The 20,661-nt window shown below is 35.7% G+C and carries 28 protein-coding genes and 1 tRNA gene; 18 read left to right on the forward strand and 11 right to left on the reverse strand.

Annotation, left to right across the window (positions count from 1 at the left end):
- Positions 1-65: 65 nt before the first annotated feature.
- Positions 66-482, reverse strand: a complete 417-nt coding sequence (locus tag ACX119_RS08940) for a hypothetical protein (protein ID WP_459350908.1) — start codon at positions 480-482, stop codon at positions 66-68.
- Positions 483-594: 112 nt separating this feature from the next.
- Here ACX119_RS08940 and ACX119_RS08945 point away from each other — a divergent pair, with 112 nt between their 5' ends.
- A complete protein-coding gene (locus ACX119_RS08945; RefSeq protein ID WP_459350909.1) occupies positions 595-1,455 on the forward strand; it encodes a prohibitin family protein in 861 nt (286 codons plus the stop codon).
- Between the two features lie 2 nt (positions 1,456-1,457).
- Here the strand turns inward: ACX119_RS08945 and ACX119_RS08950 are convergent, their stop codons facing one another.
- Positions 1,458-1,751 (reverse strand): hypothetical protein, encoded by a 294-nt coding sequence (locus ACX119_RS08950; protein ID WP_459350910.1) that lies wholly within the window; start codon positions 1,749-1,751, stop codon positions 1,458-1,460.
- 130 nt (positions 1,752-1,881) lie between these two features.
- Here ACX119_RS08950 and ACX119_RS08955 point away from each other — a divergent pair, with 130 nt between their 5' ends.
- From ACX119_RS08955 to ACX119_RS08990, 8 genes are all read left to right on the forward strand, one after another.
- Positions 1,882-2,253: a VOC family protein gene (locus ACX119_RS08955; RefSeq protein ID WP_459350911.1), complete on the forward strand. Its 372-nt coding sequence runs from the start codon at positions 1,882-1,884 to the stop codon at positions 2,251-2,253.
- Between the two features lie 32 nt (positions 2,254-2,285).
- The gene (locus ACX119_RS08960) at positions 2,286-2,702 is read left to right on the forward strand and encodes an archease (protein WP_459350912.1); all 417 of its coding nucleotides are present in this window, start codon (positions 2,286-2,288) and stop codon (positions 2,700-2,702) included.
- Between the two features lie 78 nt (positions 2,703-2,780).
- Entirely contained in the window at positions 2,781-4,391 is a 1,611-nt protein-coding gene (locus ACX119_RS08965) for a CFI-box-CTERM domain-containing protein (RefSeq protein WP_459350913.1), read from the forward strand.
- Positions 4,392-4,476: 85 nt separating this feature from the next.
- Positions 4,477-7,227 (forward strand): fibronectin type III domain-containing protein, encoded by a 2,751-nt coding sequence (locus tag ACX119_RS08970; RefSeq protein WP_459350914.1) that lies wholly within the window; start codon positions 4,477-4,479, stop codon positions 7,225-7,227.
- Positions 7,228-7,269: 42 nt separating this feature from the next.
- Complete coding sequence (locus tag ACX119_RS08975) at positions 7,270-7,416, forward strand: hypothetical protein (RefSeq protein ID WP_459350915.1); 147 nt, start codon at positions 7,270-7,272, stop codon at positions 7,414-7,416.
- 42 nt (positions 7,417-7,458) lie between these two features.
- Positions 7,459-7,860, forward strand: a complete 402-nt coding sequence (trxA, locus tag ACX119_RS08980) for a thioredoxin (protein WP_459350916.1) — start codon at positions 7,459-7,461, stop codon at positions 7,858-7,860.
- A 67-nt stretch (positions 7,861-7,927) separates the two neighbouring features.
- Positions 7,928-8,179 carry a hypothetical protein gene (locus ACX119_RS08985; RefSeq protein ID WP_459350917.1) on the forward strand — a complete coding sequence of 84 codons (252 nt, stop codon included), beginning with the start codon at positions 7,928-7,930 and terminating at the stop codon, positions 8,177-8,179.
- A 114-nt stretch (positions 8,180-8,293) separates the two neighbouring features.
- Positions 8,294-8,650 (forward strand): hypothetical protein, encoded by a 357-nt coding sequence (locus ACX119_RS08990; protein WP_459350918.1) that lies wholly within the window; start codon positions 8,294-8,296, stop codon positions 8,648-8,650.
- 32 nt (positions 8,651-8,682) lie between these two features.
- Here ACX119_RS08990 and infB read toward each other — a convergent pair whose 3' ends face one another.
- The 6 genes from infB to glmM form a co-directional block, all read right to left on the reverse strand.
- Positions 8,683-10,443, reverse strand: a complete 1,761-nt coding sequence (gene infB / locus ACX119_RS08995; RefSeq protein WP_459352025.1) for a translation initiation factor IF-2 — start codon at positions 10,441-10,443, stop codon at positions 8,683-8,685.
- A 27-nt stretch (positions 10,444-10,470) separates the two neighbouring features.
- Complete coding sequence (ndk, locus tag ACX119_RS09000; RefSeq protein WP_459350919.1) at positions 10,471-10,872, reverse strand: nucleoside-diphosphate kinase; 402 nt, start codon at positions 10,870-10,872, stop codon at positions 10,471-10,473.
- 2 nt (positions 10,873-10,874) lie between these two features.
- Positions 10,875-11,075, reverse strand: a complete 201-nt coding sequence (locus tag ACX119_RS09005; RefSeq protein ID WP_459350920.1) for a 50S ribosomal protein L24e — start codon at positions 11,073-11,075, stop codon at positions 10,875-10,877.
- 9 nt (positions 11,076-11,084) lie between these two features.
- On the reverse strand, positions 11,085-11,297 hold the full coding sequence (locus ACX119_RS09010) for a 30S ribosomal protein S28e (RefSeq protein ID WP_459350921.1): 213 nt from the start codon (positions 11,295-11,297) through the stop codon (positions 11,085-11,087).
- Complete coding sequence (gene rpl7ae, locus ACX119_RS09015) at positions 11,294-11,680, reverse strand: 50S ribosomal protein L7Ae (protein WP_297593695.1); 387 nt, start codon at positions 11,678-11,680, stop codon at positions 11,294-11,296. Before rpl7ae ends, ACX119_RS09010 begins: the two co-directional genes overlap by 4 nt.
- 62 nt (positions 11,681-11,742) lie before the next feature.
- Positions 11,743-13,089, reverse strand: a complete 1,347-nt coding sequence (gene glmM / locus ACX119_RS09020) for a phosphoglucosamine mutase (RefSeq protein ID WP_459350922.1) — start codon at positions 13,087-13,089, stop codon at positions 11,743-11,745.
- 47 nt (positions 13,090-13,136) lie between these two features.
- Here glmM and ACX119_RS09025 point away from each other — a divergent pair.
- The 7 genes from ACX119_RS09025 to rpiA all read left to right on the forward strand — a co-directional run bounded on the left by ACX119_RS09025 (position 13,137) and on the right by rpiA (position 16,991).
- A tRNA-Leu gene (locus ACX119_RS09025) sits at positions 13,137-13,224 on the forward strand.
- 53 nt (positions 13,225-13,277) lie between these two features.
- The gene (locus ACX119_RS09030; RefSeq protein WP_459352026.1) at positions 13,278-14,120 is read left to right on the forward strand and encodes a formyltetrahydrofolate deformylase; all 843 of its coding nucleotides are present in this window, start codon (positions 13,278-13,280) and stop codon (positions 14,118-14,120) included.
- Between the two features lie 5 nt (positions 14,121-14,125).
- A complete protein-coding gene (locus ACX119_RS09035; RefSeq protein WP_459350923.1) occupies positions 14,126-14,848 on the forward strand; it encodes a creatininase family protein in 723 nt (240 codons plus the stop codon).
- 57 nt (positions 14,849-14,905) lie between these two features.
- A complete protein-coding gene (locus tag ACX119_RS09040; protein ID WP_297593690.1) occupies positions 14,906-15,142 on the forward strand; it encodes an LSm family protein in 237 nt (78 codons plus the stop codon).
- Positions 15,143-15,152: 10 nt separating this feature from the next.
- Positions 15,153-15,320, forward strand: coding sequence for a 50S ribosomal protein L37e (locus ACX119_RS09045; RefSeq protein ID WP_008297772.1), 168 nt, complete (start codon positions 15,153-15,155; stop codon positions 15,318-15,320).
- Complete coding sequence (locus ACX119_RS09050; RefSeq protein ID WP_459350924.1) at positions 15,321-16,316, forward strand: hypothetical protein; 996 nt, start codon at positions 15,321-15,323, stop codon at positions 16,314-16,316.
- Positions 16,317-16,991 carry a ribose-5-phosphate isomerase RpiA gene (gene rpiA, locus ACX119_RS09055; protein ID WP_459350925.1) on the forward strand — a complete coding sequence of 225 codons (675 nt, stop codon included), beginning with the start codon at positions 16,317-16,319 and terminating at the stop codon, positions 16,989-16,991. It begins immediately after the preceding gene.
- Between the two features lie 2 nt (positions 16,992-16,993).
- Here rpiA and ACX119_RS09060 read toward each other — a convergent pair whose 3' ends face one another.
- Together ACX119_RS09060 and amrS are read right to left on the reverse strand one after the other, a co-directional pair.
- Positions 16,994-17,191 carry a hypothetical protein gene (locus ACX119_RS09060; protein WP_297593684.1) on the reverse strand — a complete coding sequence of 66 codons (198 nt, stop codon included), beginning with the start codon at positions 17,189-17,191 and terminating at the stop codon, positions 16,994-16,996.
- 49 nt (positions 17,192-17,240) lie between these two features.
- Positions 17,241-18,311 carry an AmmeMemoRadiSam system radical SAM enzyme gene (amrS, locus tag ACX119_RS09065; RefSeq protein WP_459350926.1) on the reverse strand — a complete coding sequence of 357 codons (1,071 nt, stop codon included), beginning with the start codon at positions 18,309-18,311 and terminating at the stop codon, positions 17,241-17,243.
- Positions 18,312-18,345: 34 nt separating this feature from the next.
- Here amrS and ACX119_RS09070 point away from each other — a divergent pair, with 34 nt between their 5' ends.
- Complete coding sequence (locus ACX119_RS09070) at positions 18,346-18,915, forward strand: TIGR00296 family protein (RefSeq protein ID WP_459350927.1); 570 nt, start codon at positions 18,346-18,348, stop codon at positions 18,913-18,915.
- 66 nt (positions 18,916-18,981) lie between these two features.
- Entirely contained in the window at positions 18,982-19,809 is an 828-nt protein-coding gene (locus ACX119_RS09075) for an MEMO1 family protein (protein WP_459350928.1), read from the forward strand.
- Positions 19,810-19,818: 9 nt separating this feature from the next.
- On the opposite strand, the gene ACX119_RS09080 is transcribed toward ACX119_RS09075, so the two are convergent.
- On the reverse strand, positions 19,819-20,655 hold the full coding sequence (locus ACX119_RS09080; protein WP_459350929.1) for a hypothetical protein: 837 nt from the start codon (positions 20,653-20,655) through the stop codon (positions 19,819-19,821).
- Between the last annotated feature and the right edge of the window lie 6 nt (positions 20,656-20,661).

Genomic DNA, 20,661 nt, shown 5'->3' on the forward strand with positions numbered 1-20,661 from the left:
AGAAACAAGGGTTGCAAAGACTGCATTACTCATAGATGCATCCCAAGTAGCTGTAGTTGTGATTGTCACGTATAGTATTCTTTGAATCCCTTGTCAGTTGGATAAAGCTCAACTTTTGGTCCAAGAATTCCTTGTTTGTGAACTACTTTAAGAAATCCGTTATTTTCTAGCTTCTCTAAAATTCCTTCAAGTTCTTGATTTGTAAATCCAGTATTTTTTTGAATTTTATCAAAAGAGTGAGCGCCGCGATTAAGTTCTCCTAGTACTAGCATATCCTTTGTTTGTGGTTTTTTAGGCTCGCTTTGAGTTGGTTTTGTCTGAGTTTGAGGATTAGTATAACTTGGACGAAATGGATTATCTTGAATTTTTCTAGGAGCAGGCATCTCCTTACCCCTCATTTTTTGAATTACTCTAGGAAGAATCCTAGCTAGTGGAATTGCCAAAAATATTACCAGATAAATCCAAGAATAGTTGGGTTCCATGATTTTTCTATAAATAGATGTGATAAATTTGTTGAGGGTCAGATATTCTAATGCCTAAAGTAATTCTCCCATTACGATGGTATAATAGTAGAAAATAGCCAACATATTGTAATTGTCAAAGTATCAAAGTCCCAAAGTTAATGTGAATATGAGTGCAGCAAAGGGAGTCGTAATTGGTATAATTATTCTTATTTTAATTGGAGTCGTAGCATCAGCTTCTGTAAAAATTGTCGATGCAGGACACAGAGGAGTATTACTGCATTGGGATGCAGTTGATCTTACAAAGCCACCATTAGAGGAAGGTCTTCATTTTGTTGTACCATTTCAAGATGAAGTAGTAAACATTGAGGTTCGCACACTAAAGTATGCAAGTGAAGCAAGAAGTGCATCAAGAGATCTTCAAACAGTAGAGACTACAGTTACTGTAAACTATCACCCAGAGAGAGAATCAGTGCACAGACTATACAAGAATTTGGGACTTGATTATGAAAATAGAGTAATTCAACCAGCAATTGAAGAGACAGTAAAACAAGTAACTGCAAAATACAATGCTGAGGAATTAATTACAAAAAGACCACTAGTCAAAGACGATATTGAAGCTGCAATTACAGAAAGATTGAATCAATTTGAGGTTGTAACAGAAGTAATCTCAATTACAGACTTTGAATTCTCACCATTATTTGCACAAGCCATCGAATCCAAAGTAGAGGCAGAACAATATGCCCTAAGAGCAGAAAATGACTTGAAGAGAATCGAAGTAGAGGCAAGACAGATTGAAGCCCAAGCTATTGGTAAGGCAAATGCAAACATTGCAGAAGCAAAAGGTGAAGCAGAGGCAATTGCAATTATCAACAAAGCCCTAGCAGAGAATCCAAATTACTTGGATTGGCTTAAAACACAAGCATGGGATGGTAAACTACCACTAGTTGTTGGAGAAGGCGGAACTCCATTTATTGAGATTCCATTAAAGTAGGATTATACTTTCTCAGAATCTCTAATTGCATCATACATTGCTAAGAATTGTTCTGGTTCGTTTTGTCTATAGTTCTTCTCAATGACTTGAATCTCTTTGTGAGATTTATTTTCTCCTTTGTTTTCATAATATTCTTTGATAATTTGAGATGGAGTTTTTGTAATATTGTATTTCTTTAGAGTATTATCAACTGACCTTTTGCAAAGCATGTCAAAGAGAACAAATCTATAAACCAAATATGCACTTAAACCAACTATTGCAACAATGAGTATCGGGATTACTATTACAGATACCATAATGTAGGATAGTCATGTAGCTATTTCATTGTTATCACAATTATAGCAACTTGATACTAGACTTGGAGATATGAAAAATGTTGTAATTTTGAAAGCTTAGTTTTAAATAATTTAAAAATTAAAGTTAATCATGCCAAGGGTTTCATGGTTTGATATTCCTGCAGATGATCTTGAAAGGGCACAAAAGTTCTACAAAGATGTTTTTGATTGGAAGTTTGACAAATGGGATGGACCAATGGAATACTATATGGCAGATACTGGAAAGGAAGAACCAGGAATTAACGGAGGATTGGCAAAGAGAATGCCAGGTCAAATGGGAATTACAAATACAATTACAGTTCCATCAGTTGATGAGTTTACAAAAAAGATCATGGACAACGGAGGACAATTAATTACTCAAAAGATGCCAATTCCAGGAATTGGTTGGTTTGCACAGTGCACTGACACTGAAGGGAATATCTTTGGAATAATTGAGATGGACAAGAAAGCATCTACCACCTAAATTAATAGTTAGAAAATTCTCATACTCTACAATTGAGCTACAAGTTTTTAGATCATGCAACTGATGCAATTATTGAAGTTACTGCAAAGGATCTCAAAGAAGCATTTGCAGTTACTGCTAATGCAGTAATTAATCTAACACTTGATCAAGACAAGGTTGAAGAAAAAGGACACAAAGAATTTTCAGCTGAGGGCAAAGATTTGCGTTATCTGCTTTATAGTTGGGTTGAGGAGATTGTCTTTGTTCTAATTACAGAGGGATTTGCAATCAAAAGATTAGAGTTTGAAATTGTAAAATCAGATGGCTACCAAATAAAGGCAAAGGCATTTGGGGAATCCCTTGATTTTAAAAAACACAACTTCAAAGTAGAGATAAAGGCTCCTACATTTTATGACATGGAAATCAAAGAAGATAAGGGAATTTACATGAGATTTTTGCTTGATTTGTAATATTAGTGAATAATAATTTGCCTGATACAAGAAGAAATTATACGCGTTTTTTAAAAATCAACTCGGCAAATCAGTATCGTGCTAAGAAAACTTGAATTATTTGCAATATTTGGATTATTTGTATTAATGATTACTCCCGCCTTTGCTGAGGTGACGAGTGTTTCTATGGGCAAAAGCTTCTACACTAATGCAGAAAAGATATCATTTGTAGGAACAGAAAGTGAAGGTAGTGTTCTTGTAAATGTCATAGTAAAAGATCCTAATGGTAAATCAAAATTACTTGGAGGATTTTCAGATCCAGAAGGAGAATTTGAAACGATTCCTCAATCAGTAGAAAATATTTTTTCACTTAAAGGAATATACAATGCAACCGCATTTGTAGAAAAAATTGAAAATGGAACAACCATTCAATTACAGTATGATGGAGACCAAGTTTTTGAATTTTCCAGTGTAACATTACAACTAAAATCAATTGATGATAAAACAATTGAAGAGGGTAAGACTTTGACATTTACTGTAACATTAACTGAATCAGTAGAAGGAGCTGTATTTTCCTTAGAGAAGAATCCACCAACGGGTGCAACAATTAATGCAGAGACAGGAAAATTTGTTTGGACTCCTACTGCATCACAAGGTCCAGCATCATACCTCTTTGATGTAGTTGTAACTAAAGGTGCTCAAATTGACAGAGAGTCAATCAAAGTAACAGTTACTGAAAAAGTCACACCACAACCTCAACCAGAGCCGGAACCAGAGCCAGAGCCAAAATCTGAAGAGTTGGAGATTCCTGCACCATTTGTTGATGAAACAAAAGATCCGCAACATTACATTGATAGATACAACAATGAGAAGACCTACAAGGATTGGTTTGATAAGACATATCCAGAGTACGAGTCAATTTACCAGGCAGTTGGACTAGAGAAACCATTAGAGATTCCTGCACCATTTGTTGATGAAACAAAAGATCCGCAACATTACATTGATAGATACAACAATGAGAAGACCTACAAGGATTGGTTTGATAAGACATATCCAGAGTACGAGTCAATTTACCAGGCAGTTGGACTAAAGGCCCCAAAGGTCTTAGCACCATTTGTTGATCCAAACTTGGATCCACAGTACTACATTGATAGATACAACAAGGAAACCACATACAAGAATTGGTTTGATAAGACATATCCAGATATGACAATTTATGAAGCAGTTGGACTAGATGAGTCTACAACAGAAGAACCCAAAGTCGAAGAAGAGTTTGGAGAATGTGGAGAAGGAACAGAGCTAGTTAATGGAATTTGCATGATAGTTGATAATTCAAAGGGTGGAGGATGTCTAATTGCAACTGCAACATATGGCTCTGAGATGGCACCACAAGTACAATTCCTCAGAGAAATTAGGGATAATCAATTGATGAGTACAGAGTCTGGTGCATCATTTATGAGCGGATTTAACCAATTGTATTATTCATTCTCACCATACATTGCAGATATGGAGCGAGAGAATCCAGTATTCAAGGAAATGGTAAAGCTTGGAATCACACCAATGCTGACATCACTATCAATAATGTCACTTGCTGATTCTGAATTTGAAATTGTATCACTAGGAATTGGAATAATTTTGCTCAATATTGGAATGTATGCAGGATTACCTGCAATATTGATAATCAAGACTAAAAAATACATCAGAATTTAGATCAAGCATGTGTTAAGTGCAATTAAGTAAATGAGTAGTGAAATTTATTATTTCACTTATTAAAATTAGGCAGGAAAGGCCCATATTGAATAAAAAAATTCTAGCTAGTCTAGCATTTGTAATTTGTATAGCATTTACTCAAATAGCAAATGCTGAACCGGAATTCTCATTTAAATTTGGAGATACAGGAAATGGCAATACCGAATTTAACAATCCAACTGATGTGATTTTAGATATTAATTCCAAGAACATCTATGTTGTTGATAACAATAACAACAGAATCAATGTCTTTGATGATGATGGGGATTATTATTTTCAATATGGATCATTTTGTGATATGGCAGCAGTTCAGAATTGTAACAGCAATACAGACGGTGCAAATGAGAATGGAGATGGGCAATTCAACAATCCACTCAGCATAGCAATTGATGCACTTGGTAAATTTTATGTGGTTGATTCAGGTAATGAGAGAATTCAGGTCTTTGATGATGATGGGGAATTCCAATCAAAGTTTGGTTCCTCAGATAGTGGGGATGATGAATATCTAGGCAGTGCAAATAGCATTGTAATTCAAGATGGCACTAGAAAGATCTTCGTATCTGATACTGAAAGAGATTCAATATCCATATTTGATTCATCTGAGAATTTTGTAACTAGTTTTGACTCTTTTAATGGAAATGATGATTTTCAAAATCCAACCGGATTGATAATTGATAATGGCAATGATATGCTGTATGTAGTGGATTCAGGAAATGACAGAATTATAGTCTTTGAATTAGTTACTGGCACTACATGCCCATCAGGAACAGTAGAATCAGTAGATGGAATTTGTTATGTAAAGGAATTTGGAACAACTGGTTCGGATGAAGGAGAATTTGATGATCCAACAGGGTTAGCATTTGATGAGACAAATGACTTGCTTTATGTTTCAGATACTGACAATAATAGAATACAAATTTTCAACATTATTGGTGGAACAACTTGTCCTGGAACAACTCAGGAGATAGTAGACGGTGTCTGTTTTGTTGATGAGTTTGGAAGTGTCGGCTTTAATAATGGAGAGTTTGATTCTCCAATGGGAATAGCATTTGATGCTGTAAATGCACTGTTATTTGTTGCAGATTCAGATAATGACAGAATCCAGGCATTTAATGTAGATGTAGAGCCACCATCACTTGTACCAGCTCCACCTGTGAATATCGATGCAGCACCAGTATCAGCCACATCAATAATTCTAACTTGGGACAAGCCAGATCTTGCTCAAGGAGTACCAGAAATCACTGGATATAAAATAGAATACAAAACTGGAACTGGAAACTATATTGTAATTACTCAAAATACTGGAAGCAAGTCAACATCGTTTATCCACAAGGGTCTTAGCTCTGAGAACACTTACTCTTATCGTGTGTATGCAATAAATTCAGAGGGAACAAGTGCATCATCATCAATTGTTTCAGAGAAACCAAAGCATACAACAACTCCTGCAGCAGTAACTGCAACTGCAATCTCACCTACTCAGATCAAACTTAGTTGGTTGCCACCATCTGAAACATTTGGACAAACGATTAGCGGTTATGAGATAAAACGGGAGGTAATCTCAGGTGTATATGATACAATAGGAAATGTGGATGATGATATCACAACATTTGTGGTCTCAAATCTTCAAACTGACAAAACCTATTCTTTTGCAGTAAGTGCATTAATTGGATATGGTACAACTCAGGAATCAGAATCAGCATCAGCTACTCCACGGGATGACTCTGTTGATACAACTGAAGAACCAATGACATCAACTGAAGTAGAAATTACAAAATCTACACCTCCAATAAAACTAACTGCAACAGTTGTGTCTGCAACACAGATCAATTTGGCATGGAGTCCACCAGTAGATAATGGAAACTCGGAGATTACAGGATACAAGATTCAGGTAAAAAAAGATGAAGTAGATTTTACAACCCTAGTTGCAGATTCAGAGAGTACAACTAGAACATTTTCCCACAAAAATCTTACAACAAACTCAAAGTATACCTACAAAGTTTTTGCAATCAATGCAGCAGGAACAAGTGATGCATCAAACGAATTTTCAGCTACACCAAAAGCAAACAATGTTCAGATTAGCCCTATGGGCAAACTAACAATTGATGAAGGTAAACTAGTATCATTCTCAGTAAAACTAGTAGATACTTCTGTAAAGGATGTAGTATTTAGTTTAGAGAGAAATCCAGAAGGCTCTAAAATCATATCAAATACAGGCATGTTTTCATGGACACCAACTGCTTCTGATGGTGGAAAAACATTCGTATTTGATGTGATTGCAAAAAAAGATGGAAACACTGACAAAAAAGAAATTACAATAACAGTTAATGATGTAATGGATTCACCAGTAACAGAACCAGAAGATGAACCTACAGTTCTAGGACTTGCACCATTTGTTGATGAAATAAAAGATCCGCAACATTATGTGGATAGATACAACAATGAGAAGACCTACAAGGATTGGTTTGATAAGACATATCCAGAGTACGAGTCAATTTACCAGGCAGTTGGACTAGAGGAACCATTAGAGATTCCTGCACCATTTGTTGATGAAATAAAAGATCCGCAACATTATGTGGATAGATACAACAATGAGAAGACCTACAAGGATTGGTTTGATAAGACATATCCAGAGTACGAGTCAATTTACCAGGCAGTTGGACTAGAGGAACCAACTATTGAGGAACCAAAACAAAAAGAGAAAAAATTCGGAATTTGTGGTCCCGGAACAAAACTAATTGATGGAGTATGTACTGTTATCAAAAAACCAGTTGTAAAGCCTTGGTGGCAATTCTGGTAATCAAAAGTTAGGTTTTAATCATAATAATTATACACATCATACATGGGTAAACTGAGCAGAAATCTTAGAATTTGCGGAGAGTGTGGAATTGCATACACTTCTGTGAGTTTTACTCACTATATTGATCAGTGTCCTATTTGCAAATCTAGAAGATTTGAAGCAGTTCCAATAAAATCAAAAGATGATTAATTCAGTATAGATTTTTTAGAGGAGTGAATTTTTCATTAATTATTGTCTGATGATCCTGAGATCGAAAAGATAAAGCAGAGAAAACTCGAAGAGATGCTCAAGCAGCAAAGCGAGCCCAGAATTGAGCCTGGAATAATTGATTTGAATGAATCAAATTTTGATAGTGTGATATCTGCAGAGAATCCAACACTAGTTGATTTTTGGGCAGAATGGTGCGGTCCGTGTAAAATGATGCATCCAGTGTTTGAGAGTCTAGCAAAAAAATATCCAAAAATAAAATTTGCCAGAGTAAATGTAGATAACAATCAAAATATCTCAATGAGATTTGCAGTGCAATCCATTCCAACATTCATCATGTTCAGGGCAGGACAAGTAGTGGATAAGATGATGGGAGCTGTAGGTGCACCTGGAATTCATATGATCTGCCAGAAATATTCTAAATGAGACATTTTTTTTGTAGCTCAATTTGAACAACTAAGTGTATTTCTTCAAATTTTTTCTAAGAGATCAGTTGAAAAGGCCGGAAAACTTGAAAAATTTGGATAATGAAGCAGAAGCTGATCTTGCCTGTGAGGATGCAATTATTTCAGATAAGCAAAGATTTGGCAGAGTCCGTACTAGTATGATGAAACATTTGCGTTCTCAATATGGTGAAGACATTGCAAACAGAGTTCTTGCAAGAATTAACAAAAGAGCATCAACTGGTTCATCTGAAATGAAAGAGTCACTAAGTAATGCAAAATTAGAATACGATTTCCAATAATATCACTTTATTCATTTAAATTCATTTTTTTTCATTTTTTATCATTTTTTTTTCTGAAAAAGGTTCAAAAAATACAGCATCAAGATTATGATTAAAACCTAGAATAGATATTCAATGAAAACAACATTATCAATCGCTGCAATCGCAATGTTTGCAGTTATTTTGGGAATGAGTGCTCTTGCACCAGCAATGGCTGCAAAAGCAGACAAAATTGATGTTTGTCACTTCTCAGAGGAAGAAATAATTCTAGTTGATCTAGATGGTGATGGCATTCCGGAAACTGAGGAAGTAATTCCAGCAGAATGGAAAGTTATCAATATCAATGGAAATGCTGAGAAAGCACATGTTGGAAAACATACTGATGGAGAAAACTTTGATGAAAAAATCTCTGATGAATTCACAGTTGAGGATTGTTTAGCAAGAAATATAGTTGCTGATCCAGAACCACCAGTTACAGAACCAACACCATAAAAGATAACATCATTCTTTTTTTCTTTTTTAATCTAATAACCATAAACTGGTTCTTTTTCTCGTTGAATTCTCACAATATCATTGAACACTTCTTGTTCTTCAGAGCTTAGTTTATGCATGAATTTTTTCAAGATTTGTTTTGCCTCATGTGATGGAGGAAAAGTATAGTATACTTCTTCTTCAAAGATCTGTCTTCCTATTGTTACATCTTTAACAGAGCATGCAACCTCATCTCCTGCCTTAGCTGATGTTACAGTCTTTTTGTCTAGTTGCAGTTGGTGGATATATCCAACCTTTCGTCCATCCATATTCATAAAGGGAATTTTGTGTCGTAGTGTTCCAACATCAATTCTTATTCCAAAGACTGCAGGATTGTTATTTCTAAAGACCATGCCTTTTAGAAAAGTAAACTTTGAGATAGGTGTTAGTTCTGAAAATATTGCATCTTCTTCGTTTGCAGTATCTTCTTCAACCCAAGCATTATAGTTATCAATTAAACTGTAGATTACTTTGTCCTCAAAAATTTTGATATGACTAGTCTCTGATTCTTCTCGTGCATCAGGAAGAATCTTGACATTAAATGATAGAATAATTCCAAGATGTCTGTTGTTCTCTTTGATTGCTTTTGCCTCCATTACATCTCGACGATTAACTGGACCAATGTCTGCTTTTGCAACAGGTACTTGTGAGCGTCTTAGCATCTCAACTATTGCCTCAAGTGATCCTATGGTATCACATTTTAGAATAATTCCATCAGTCTCAGTATCAACAAAGACAGATTTCATTTCGGCTTCAATGAGTTTAGTAAATTTTGCAATTTCCTCATCATTTGATGCAACATAAAGAGTACTTCCAGGGAGTACACCATCAAGCTCTGCTGATGCGATTTTAAGTCCAGCTGCTGCTTCTACTTGTTGAACTGGTTTGAACTTGTCTCTTGGATCACGCATCTCATCAAGTGGTTTAGGTAGCAGTATGGCCTTTGGTTTTACAACTAAAACAGAATCTCTTTTTGCAACAACTATGCTGTTTTCTTTTTTAATTGTCCCATCAATTAATATGATATTTGCAGTAGGTCCTAATCCAACCTCATCATTTACTTCTAATACAATTCCACGGGGCTCTTTCTCATCTTGATCTAGTCTCTTTTTGAGATATTGCTGTGTTAATCCAACTAAAACGCTGAGAAGTTCTGGAATTCCAACTCCAGATCTTGCAGATATTGGAACTATTGCAATTTCAGATTTAAAGTCCTTTACACGATAAAATGCCTCTGATTGATATCCAAGAATAGACAGAGTTCCTACTACATCATAGATCTTTTGATCAAGATCTGCTTGAATTGATGCATCTTGCTCCTTTATTGCCTGTGAGATAAATTTAGTGTCTGATTTTCTCCATCCAGAAATCTGATCACATTTGTTTAGTGCAACAACAAATGGAACTTTTCTGCTCTGTAGAATTTTTAAACTCTCATTTGTTTGTGGTTGGAATCCACGATTAACATCGACTACAAGAATTGCAATGTCGGCAGCTGAACCACCTCTTGAACGAAGATTTGTAAAAACTTCGTGTCCTGGAGTATCAATTACTAAAATTCCAGGAACCTTATTTTCTGATTGCTCTAGTTTCTTGTAAAGAATCCCACATGTTTCTTTAATTGTTTCTGTGGGAAGAAAACTTGCACCAATATGCTGAGTAATGCCTCCTGCCTCTCTTCCTTGAACTCCTGTTCCACGAATTTTATCTAATAGTGAAGTTTTTCCAGAGTCTACGTGACCTAGAACTGCCACTATGGGCTGACGAATGTGCAAATCAGATCACTCAAATGCTACCCTCGATTCGTGATCAAAACTTTCTTGTGAATCTGATGCATGAATAATATTTTCACTAAATCCCAATCCAAAGTCTCCTCTAATAGAACCAGGTTCTGCTTCAAATGATTTTGTTGCACCAATCATAATTCTTGTAGTTGCTATTGCATTGTTTCCTTCAATGATTGCAGCAACTACCGGTCCTGATGTGATAAATGATGTAAGCTCACCAAAGAAGGGTTTGTCTTTGTGTACATCATAGAACTTTTCTGCTTGTGATTGTGTAAATATAAACATCTTTAGTTTCAATAGTTTGAATCCTTTCTTCTCAAATCTAGTAATTACTTCACCAACTAGATTTCTAGCTACTGCATCAGGCTTTACAATGAATAATGTTTGTTCAGTCAATTCTACTTCTTTCTGATTCCGCCCTTGACGTACTTTTTGGTCCACTTTAATTTTCTTGGATCACGTTTCAGTTCGAGCATGTTTTTTTTGCACTTTGCAGAACAGAACCACAAAACAGTTCCGTCATTTTTAGCTACCATTGTACCAGATCCTTTTGCAACAGGTCTGTCACAGAAATTACAGGGTTTAACTAAAAGACTCATCTATTTCACCTATTTGATCTTCTTTGCTTCTCGCTCAGTTTCTCTTAGCATTAGAATTTCTCCTAATCTAACAGAACCTTTTACGTTTCTTGTAAGAATTCTTCCTTTATCTTTCCCAGTAAGAACTTTAACTCTAACTTGAATTACTTCACCGGCAATACCAGTTCTTCCAACAATTTGAATAATTTCAGATTGAATTACTTCTTCAGTAGTGGAACTCATTGATCAGTCTTTCCACCTTTAATTTTAGCAATTGCTGATACAACTTGATCTACAATGTGTTGTGCATCACCAGCATCCAATATTGCTGCAGCGGCAGAAGTGATATCAATTCCTAATGATTTTCCTAACTCTTGTTTACTTGGAACAAATGCAAATGCTGCTCCTTGCTCTTCACAGAGTATTGGAAGATGTGCAACTACCTCAGGTGGTTCTACATCTTCGGCAATTACAATTAGTTTACTAGTACCACGTTCAATGGCTTTGGTTGCTTCGTTAGTTCCTTTCTTAACTTTGCCACTGGTAGATGCAACTCTAACAGCCTCTAAGATTGGATTTATGAGGTCTTCTGGTGTCTCAAATTTAACATAATATGCTTTTCCCATACTTCGTCACCCTTAGGGTTCATTCTCCATTCTCTCAATCGTTTAGTTTGGTTTTAAAAGTGTTATCGGGAAATGATTGTCTTTACCTTTTTGAGATATTCGGACATTAATTCATCTAGTTTTTCCTGACTTTCAGCTTCGGCATATACTCTAACAATGGGTTCGGTTCCACTGGGTCTAATCATTACCCAGTTTTTTGTATCTATAGAAATTTTGATTCCATCAGTTGTGTCAGAATCTGGGAACTCATCTTTTAGTTCTGAAATAAGTTGGGCAACCTTTTCGGCAGGACATTCGATCTTATCTTTTGTTGTAAAAGAAGGGGGTAAGCTGGCAACCTCTGCAGAAAGACTTCGCCCGGTTGTTAAAACTTCAAGCATTAATGCCAAAGTCATACAGCCATCTCGAACTTGGTTATGTTTTCCATACATGAAACCACCATTTTCCTCATATCCAATTAGTGCATCAGTTGGAACCATCTTCCTTGATACCTCAACACTGCCTACCTTGGTGCGTATAACTTTAGAGCCAAATTTTTCTGCTAATACTTCAATGTTGGAACCAGAATTCAAACAAGTAACTACTAGAGAGTTTGGATTTTGTCTCAAGATATGTTGTGCTAATACAAGTGCAGACTTGTCACCAGTAAGTATCTCACCTTTATCATCACAGAATATACTTCTATCACCATCACCATCAAATGCAATCCCCAAGTTTGCATTATTTTTCTTAACAGTCTTTGATAGTTTGGATAAGTTTTCTGGTGTTGGCTCTGATCCACGTCCTGGAAATTCTCCATCAATCTCTTCGTTAATTAGAATTGTTTCACATTGCAACATGTTACAAAATTCTGGAGCAGTTACTGCTTGCGCACCATTACCTAAATCTAAAACAACTTTGAAATGTTTTGATTCTATTAAGGTAGAATCAACTTGAGATGAAATCCCTTTAAGATATGTCTCAATTGCTCTGTCTTCTTTTCCTGTAATTCCCCACTTTGTAGGATGTGAAAGCCAACTTTTTTTCAAGTAAATATCCTCAATTACTAGTTCATCTTCGCGTGAAATCTCTACACCGTCTTTTGCAGCAGGTTTGATTCCATTGTATTGCGGAGGATTGTGAGATGCAGTAATCATAATTCCACCTGAATATCCAAGTGTCTTTACTGCATATTCCAAACATGGTGTTGGTACCAATCCTGCAACATTGCAATCAATTCCAATTGAATTAAGTGCAGATGTTATAACTTTACAAATTATTGGACTAGAATCACGTCCATCATATCCAATCAATATTGGTCCTGTTTGAAAATATGTTCCAATAGATAATGTCATGTCATGAATGAATTCTAGTGTGAAATCTTCATCAAATACACCACGAATTCCATTTGTTCCAAAATATTTCGCCACATCATTATGCAATAATAGATAAATTTGTGTTTAATGGCAAGGTCGTTGCGGGAGTCGCCCAGCCTGGTCAAAGGCGTAGGGCTTAGGACCCTATCTCTTAGGAGTTCGTGGGTTCAAATCCCACCTCCCGCACCACTTTGATTTTCTGTGAATGATTAATAATGAGAAAATCTTCAGCAAACAAAGTCATGAAAAAGACAGTAGTTGGAATTACAGTAGTTGGCAAAGACAAAGAGGGAATTGTAGCTGCATTTACTAATTTTGCATTCTCAAAGGGAGGAAATATTGAGAAAGTAAATCAAAATGTCATCAAAGGACTCTTTGGAATGTATCTAGAAGTATCATTTACAAAGTCATTTGATGTAAAGAAATTTGATTCAGAGATTCAAAGCTTAGCTAAAAAAGAAAAGATGGATGTAAGTACACATCATGAGACAAATTCGCAGAAAAACATTGCAGTGTTTGTTACAAAGGAGCCACTTTGTCTTCAAACAATTCTTGCAAACAAAAAATCTCTGAAAGGGAAGATCTCAGTAATTGTTGGAACGGAAAAGACTCTAGAGTCAATTGCCAAGAAAGCAAAGATCCCATTTGTTTTAGTTGATGATAAAGATCAACAAAAAGCAGAGGAGAAAATAATTCAGATCTGCAAAAAATATGATGTTGATTTGATCGCACTAGCTAGGTATATGAGAATACTTAGTCCAAACTTTGTTTGGAGATATCCAAATAGAATAATTAACATACATCCTTCATTGCTTCCTGCATTTCCAGGAGCTTTAGCATATGCACAAGCATATGAGAGAGGAACAAAAATTGTTGGTGTTACGTCTCACTATGTCACTGAGAACTTAGACCAAGGACCAATTATTTTCCAGGACGCCTTTAAGGTAGATCCAAACGACACACTAGAGAAAATAAAAACAAAGGGTCAAAAGCTTGAAGCTGACACACTAGTCAAGGCAATGAAGATGCATCTTGAGAACAAGCTAGAAGTTCGTTGGAGAAAGGTTCACATAAAATCCAAGTGAATCAAATGACAAAAATCCAAGACCAATTTGATCCTATTTTAAGAAAATCAATTGCCAAGAAAAAACAAATTGCAATCATTCCTGTCGGCTCTATTGAGCAGCACGGAGCACATCTGCCAGTCTCAACTGATACAGATATTGTCACCGAAATCTCAAAAAGACTAGCAGAAAAAAATAGCTATCTGCTTTTGCCTACCATATCATATGGAGTCTCATATGAGCATGCACCATATTTTCAATTAAGTGTATCAAAATCAACTCTGCAAAAAATTCTAATTGATTTATGTGAATCATTGTTAAAAAATAACATCAAAACTGTTTTCATAATTAATGGACATCATGGAAATCAAGATGCAATAAAGAATATCGACGTAAAACTTGAAAAACTATCAAAAAACAAACTCAAAGTTTTTCCATTATCTTATTGGCATTTTATGAAAAGAGATTTTGATCATGCAGGATTTGTAGAAACATCTCTAATGCTTGCAATATCAAATAATGTCAAAATGAAATTAGCTCAAAAAGGCCTAATCACAGATTCCATGTCAAAACAACAAGTTGTAAAACTAGGAAAACTAGCGAGTAAATCATTTCCAAAAGCAACAAAAAACGGAATTTGGGGTGATCCACGAGATGCAACAAAGAGTCAAGGAAATCGATTTTTAGCTGAAATCATTGAAAATCTTGCAAAAAAGTGTCAAACTTGCCTTACTGGGCATAGCTCATAGTTACACCAATGAAATTTTAATATAATCCCTCAATATCAAAGCCAATAAGTGAAATAGATGTCCGTTGATATGGCAGTAAAAGTATTGGATGAGAGTATCAATCAAGTTGTATTGATAAAACTCAAAGGTGGAAAGACCATTAGAGGTAATCTCTTAGGGTTTGACCAACACATGAACCTGCTACTCGATTCTTCAGAGGAGATTCCTACTGAAGGCGATTCTAAAAGCCTCGGATCCATTGTCGTTAGAGGAGACAATGTGGTTATGATATCTCCTCCACCAGCACAGCATTAGGTGATTTGAGATGACTAAAGGCACAACTTCTATGGGTGGTTTTACAAAGAAGAAAGTTCACATCAGATGTAGAAGATGTGGTAAGAACTCACTTCACAAGAGACACCACCAATGTGCAAGTTGTGGATTCCCAGAGGCCAAACGCAGAAAGTATTCCTGGATTAAATGGTATACATAGATGCAAGAAATTGCCCTTATTCTTAGTTCATTAGCCGGTGTTGCTACGGCCGCTGCCGTACGAAAAATGCCACGAGACAAAAATCAGTTACTTAGTCTTGGTGCCAGCTCACATATCAAAAGTCAAATCAGTGCACTAAAAATTGAAAAAGATATTCTTACTAAAACCATTACAAGACTATACCAATCAGATACAGAGTTTTCTAAAATTCAAAAAGACAAATTATTATTAAAATATCAGCATCAGCTTGGAGTTATCTTAGCTAGATTAGAAAAACTCGAGCAAGCAAGCAAGCATCCAGACTTGGGACCAGTTGGAGATGGTTTGATCACTTTGATGGATCAAAAACTATCAAAGTTAGATGACAGACTCTATGAGCTATCATCAAAGATTGTAAGCTCTAAACCTCAAACTCCAGAAGTTCCAACACCAAAGACACAACAGACAGAGACACCAAAGAAAGAATCAAAACCAATCTCACAATCAATCAAGCAGTCATTTACATTTGATAAACCAAAAGAATCTGCTGAATCAATTGTTATTCCACCAACAAGACACAGAAGATCATTTGAATTCACCACACTAACTAGCTCATCAAGAACAGAACCCAAGTTCCCATTATTTGAAAAAGAAGTTAAACACGAGATTCCAAAACCAATGCCTGAACCAAAAGTTGTACAAACACAACTAATTGAACCTAAAGAAGAGATTGTCAAAGAAATAATTCAACCAAAACCAAAAGTAGAAGATAAAATTGAAATTATTCAATCAGTCAGTCCTAAAACAGCAGAGACAAAACAAACTCTTGATACAAAGCCAGACCTTAACAAAGAAGTTGCAAAGATTACAGAACACAAAGCACTTCCAGAACCAAAACAACAACCAAAGCCAACATCAGCAGATGATGACTTTGACGAAGACTCTGATGATCTAGATAAGATCAAAGGAGACATCATGAGAGTTCTATCAAAGCTAGACCAAGCAGAGGTAGAGTAATTGTCTTATGATGATGCCATTTCGGCATTATCAAGTGATGCTCTGAAATATGTTAAGAATAATCATATTGTAGGTTTAGGAAGCGGTAGAGCAGCTACGGCACTTGTAAAATCACTTGGAAATCTAATCAAGCTTAGAGACTACAAAATAGTAGGAGTTCCAACATCAATGCAAATAAAATTAATCGCAGAAAAAGTTGGAATACCACTTGTCGAAGCTGATCAAGTAGACTACATTGATGTTGTATTTGATGGAGCAGATCAGATTGATTCACAAAAATACGTAATCAAAGGAGGAGGAGGTGCATTACTCAGAGAGAACATCTTGTTTAGTCTTGCAAAAAAAGTCATTGTGATGGCAGACAAGACAAAATTTGTAAAAAATTTTACAAGAACAGTTCCAGTCGAGATACATCCACTAGCTAGAAGTTCAACAATAAAATCAATTCAAAAACTTGGTGGAAAACCCCAGATTAGATCACTTGATAGAGGGTATCCATTCTTTACTGAAAACGGCAATATAATTTTGGATTGTGATTTTGGAGAAATCAAAAATCCCAAGGCCCTATCCCAGAAAATAAAGCAGACAACTGGCGTTCTAGAATCAGGAATATTTCTTAGAAAGCCAGATGTCATTTACAGGGCAAAGACTGGCGGTAAATTCGATATAATTTAGGCTCAGGCCATAGTTCTTAGCTGCCTTTCAGTATCGCGAATAAAATCCTCGTATTTCATTATCATTGTGGTTAGTCTGAATGCGTTCATTTGATCCTCATTATTTTTTGAACCCAAGTACGGCTTTCTTTGCTCCATGAGTTTTTGCTGCTCTTCGGTGGCCTTGAGAATATCATTTCTCAGATCATCCCTTGTTGCCATGGGGTATTATACGTGATTTTGAGATTTAAGAATTTCATAAGAGATCGATTTAGGATACCATTTGAAATCGATCTTGCTTGTATCCTTTTTGTAATTTACCTTCTATAGGAACTTTATTTCCACAGAAACTGCAGCAGTTATTTTTATCCAAATGCCATTCTCGTATGTTAAATCCATAGCGATTAACAACAATTTCATTGCATTCAGAGCAGTATGTGTGCTCCCACTTGTGTCCGGGAACATTTCCCAAGTACACATACTTTAGACCTATATCTTTTGCAACTTGATAGTGCTTCTCCAGTGTTTCAACGGGAGTGCTAGGAAACTCCATCATTTTGTAATCAGGATGAAATCTCAAAAAATGAATTGGCATCTCTGGTCCAAACTCATCGTAGATGAATTTGGAGAGTTTTTTTGCATGCTCCAAGTCATCTCCGACTTTGGGAACAATAAGATCAGTAATCTCTACGTGGATCTTTGTCTTGTCTCTAATCTCTAATAACGTATCAAAGATTGGTTGCGGATCTGGTACTCCAATGTATTTTCTTGTAAATTCTTTCTCTGCATTTCCTTTAAAGTCAACAGTAATTCCATCTAGGAATTGATTCATCATTGATACTGATTCAGGAGTATCATATCCATTTGAGACAAATACATTAAACAATCCTTTTTTTCTTGCAGCCAATCCACAGTCTCTTGCAAATTCAATAAAGATTGAAGGCTCGTTGTATGTGTAAGCAATTCCATGTGCTCCATATTTTACAGCAGTATTTGCAACATCTTCGGGAGTCATATCTATTCCTTCAACCTTACGTCTCTGACTAATGTCAGAGTTTTGGCAATATCTACAAAGCCAATTACATCCAGTAGTTGCAATAGAATAGATTTTGCTGCCTGGCCAATAATGAATTAGTGGTTTTTTCTCTATAGGATCAACATGACCTGAGATTACTTTTCCATAGGCATACAATTGTAATTTACCATCTTCGTTTCCTCGAATTCCGCACAAACCAATTTGGTTTTTTCCTATTTCGCAATATCTTGCACATGCAGTACACTTTATCTTATCATTTGGAAGTTTCTCATACAATTCTGCTTCTTTGCCAAGAATAGCTGTCAATGTTTTTTATTGCGTTTTAACATATTTAACACGTATGACAAAAACCCAGATTTCAAATTCAGATGGAGTAGAACTAGTCAGAATGGCAAGAAAAGCAGTTACTGAATTTCTCAAAACAAATTCAAAGATCGATGATTCCGAGTTTAATTCTAAATTTGATTTTAGTTGTGGAGTGTTTGTGACTATTAACAAAAAAGATTCACTGAGAGGATGTATTGGCTATCCACTTCCTGTCAAGAAATTGTCAGAAGGATTAGTAGATGCAGCAATTTCTGCAGCAACAAGAGATACTAGATTTTCACCAGTAGAGATTGATGAATTAGATGATCTTGTCTTTGAGGTAACAGTCCTGACTCCACCAGTTGAGATGAAGGTAGATGATCCAGAAAAGTATCTATCCATAATTGAGATAGGCAAAGATGGATTAATTGTAGAGAATGAATTTGCCTCGGGTTTGCTATTACCACAGGTTCCAACTGAATATGGATGGACCACTAAAGAATTCCTAGAGTACACATGCCAAAAGGCCGGACTTCCTAAAGATGCATGGAAAGACAAATCTACAAAAATTTCAAGATTTCAGGGAATGATCTTTAAAGAATAGTTTGTTAGAATTTCATATGAAAATCATATAATAATTTTTTTATAAAATGATGGTTTTGGTGTGATTATGATTAGAGCACCAGTCGTAGCAGGTCAATTTTATCCTGAAGAAAAAGACGATCTTGAAAAAATGATTCAATCATGTATGAAAAGCGAGTTTGGTCCTGGCACTGCAGAAGTCAAAGAAGAGAGAATTTACGGAGTGATTGTACCCCATGCTGGCTATGTTTACTCTGGTCCAACTGCCTGTCACTCATTTAAGGCAATATCATCGCTGAACCCGGAACTTGCAATAGTAATTGGACCAAATCATTATGGAATTGGCAGTGATGCTGCTACAATGTCAGATATCAAATGGCTTACTCCTTTGGGTTTAGTTCCAGTGGATACTGAATTGGCAAAACAATTAGCAGAAAAATCAAAATTAATTGAGATTGATTCGTATTCGCATTCACAAGATCATAGCTTAGAAGTACAAATGCCAATGCTACAATCATTTTTAACTTCAGAATTTAGAATTCTTCCAATAATACTAAGAGCACAAGATTTGAAGACTGCAGAAATAGTTGGAGATGCTGTTTCTAGTATTGCAAAGGATAGAAAATCAATAATTATTGGTTCATCAGACTTTACACATTATGAAGAAAATTCTTTTGCACATAATCAAGATAAAGCATTGATTGAACCAATTTTGAAATTGGATGTTGATGAATTCTATAAAGTACTCAAAGAAAAAAAAGTCACTGCATGTGGATATGGTGCAATTGCATCTACAATGATTGCATGTAAGAAACTTGGTGCAACAAAGGGAGTACTTCTCAGTTATTCAACTAGTGGGGATGTATCTGGAAATAATTCATCAGTTGTTGGGTATGCAGCAATAAAATTTGTATAACAAATAGTTTTAATGCTGATCAGATGGATTTTCATGTCGTATTGTATTCATAAAAACCTCATGTTCAAGCATTAGATCAATCATTTCTTGGCGTAATTGTTCATCATCCATTACTGCATTAAGCAATGGCTCCATCATATCTTGAGACATTAAAGCCATGTGTGATGGATTCTCCAACATCTTTCTATGAATTTGATTACTCGTATCTGAATTAATCCACATCTCATGTATCATATCCATCATCCTCTCTGAATGTGAAAATGTAGTTGTTTTATGCATAGAGTGCATTTGGTATTCTGGGCACCATGAGCAACTAGTATTACTCATTTTTTCACACATTGGACACCCAATATCAGAATCGCCTCCATGACCCATTGAGCCCATCATAGGTTGATGAACAGAATCCATCCACATGGAATTTTGCTTTAGCGAAGCCTCCATCAGTGAATGATGTTTCATTGTTTGAATCATCTTTTCACGTAATTCAGGCTCACTAGTCATTGATCCCAGCACGTTTTTGAGTAGTTCAGGGTTTTCTTTCATAAGAGTTGTAAAATAATTCGTAGTTTGCATCATTAGTGATGGGTTTTTTTGGAGCATTTGGTGCCAATGATGCATCAGGTTTTCATTTGATATCATATGATTCATTAATTGATTCATCATTTCGGGGCGTTTGCTCATTTGAGATGAATCAAATTTTCCATATCCACGATCAATTAGTTTTTCATAAGTAAATGGTTTTACACATGCAGGAGTTCCATCATTTTTTTGTAACAAAAGATTTCCTTGAGAGCATTTTAGCAAATCAGGATCTGAAAATTTTTTCCATTGCTGATGTATTGGCATCTCTTG

The sequence above is a fragment of the Nitrosopumilus sp. S4 genome, from assembly GCF_054515835.1.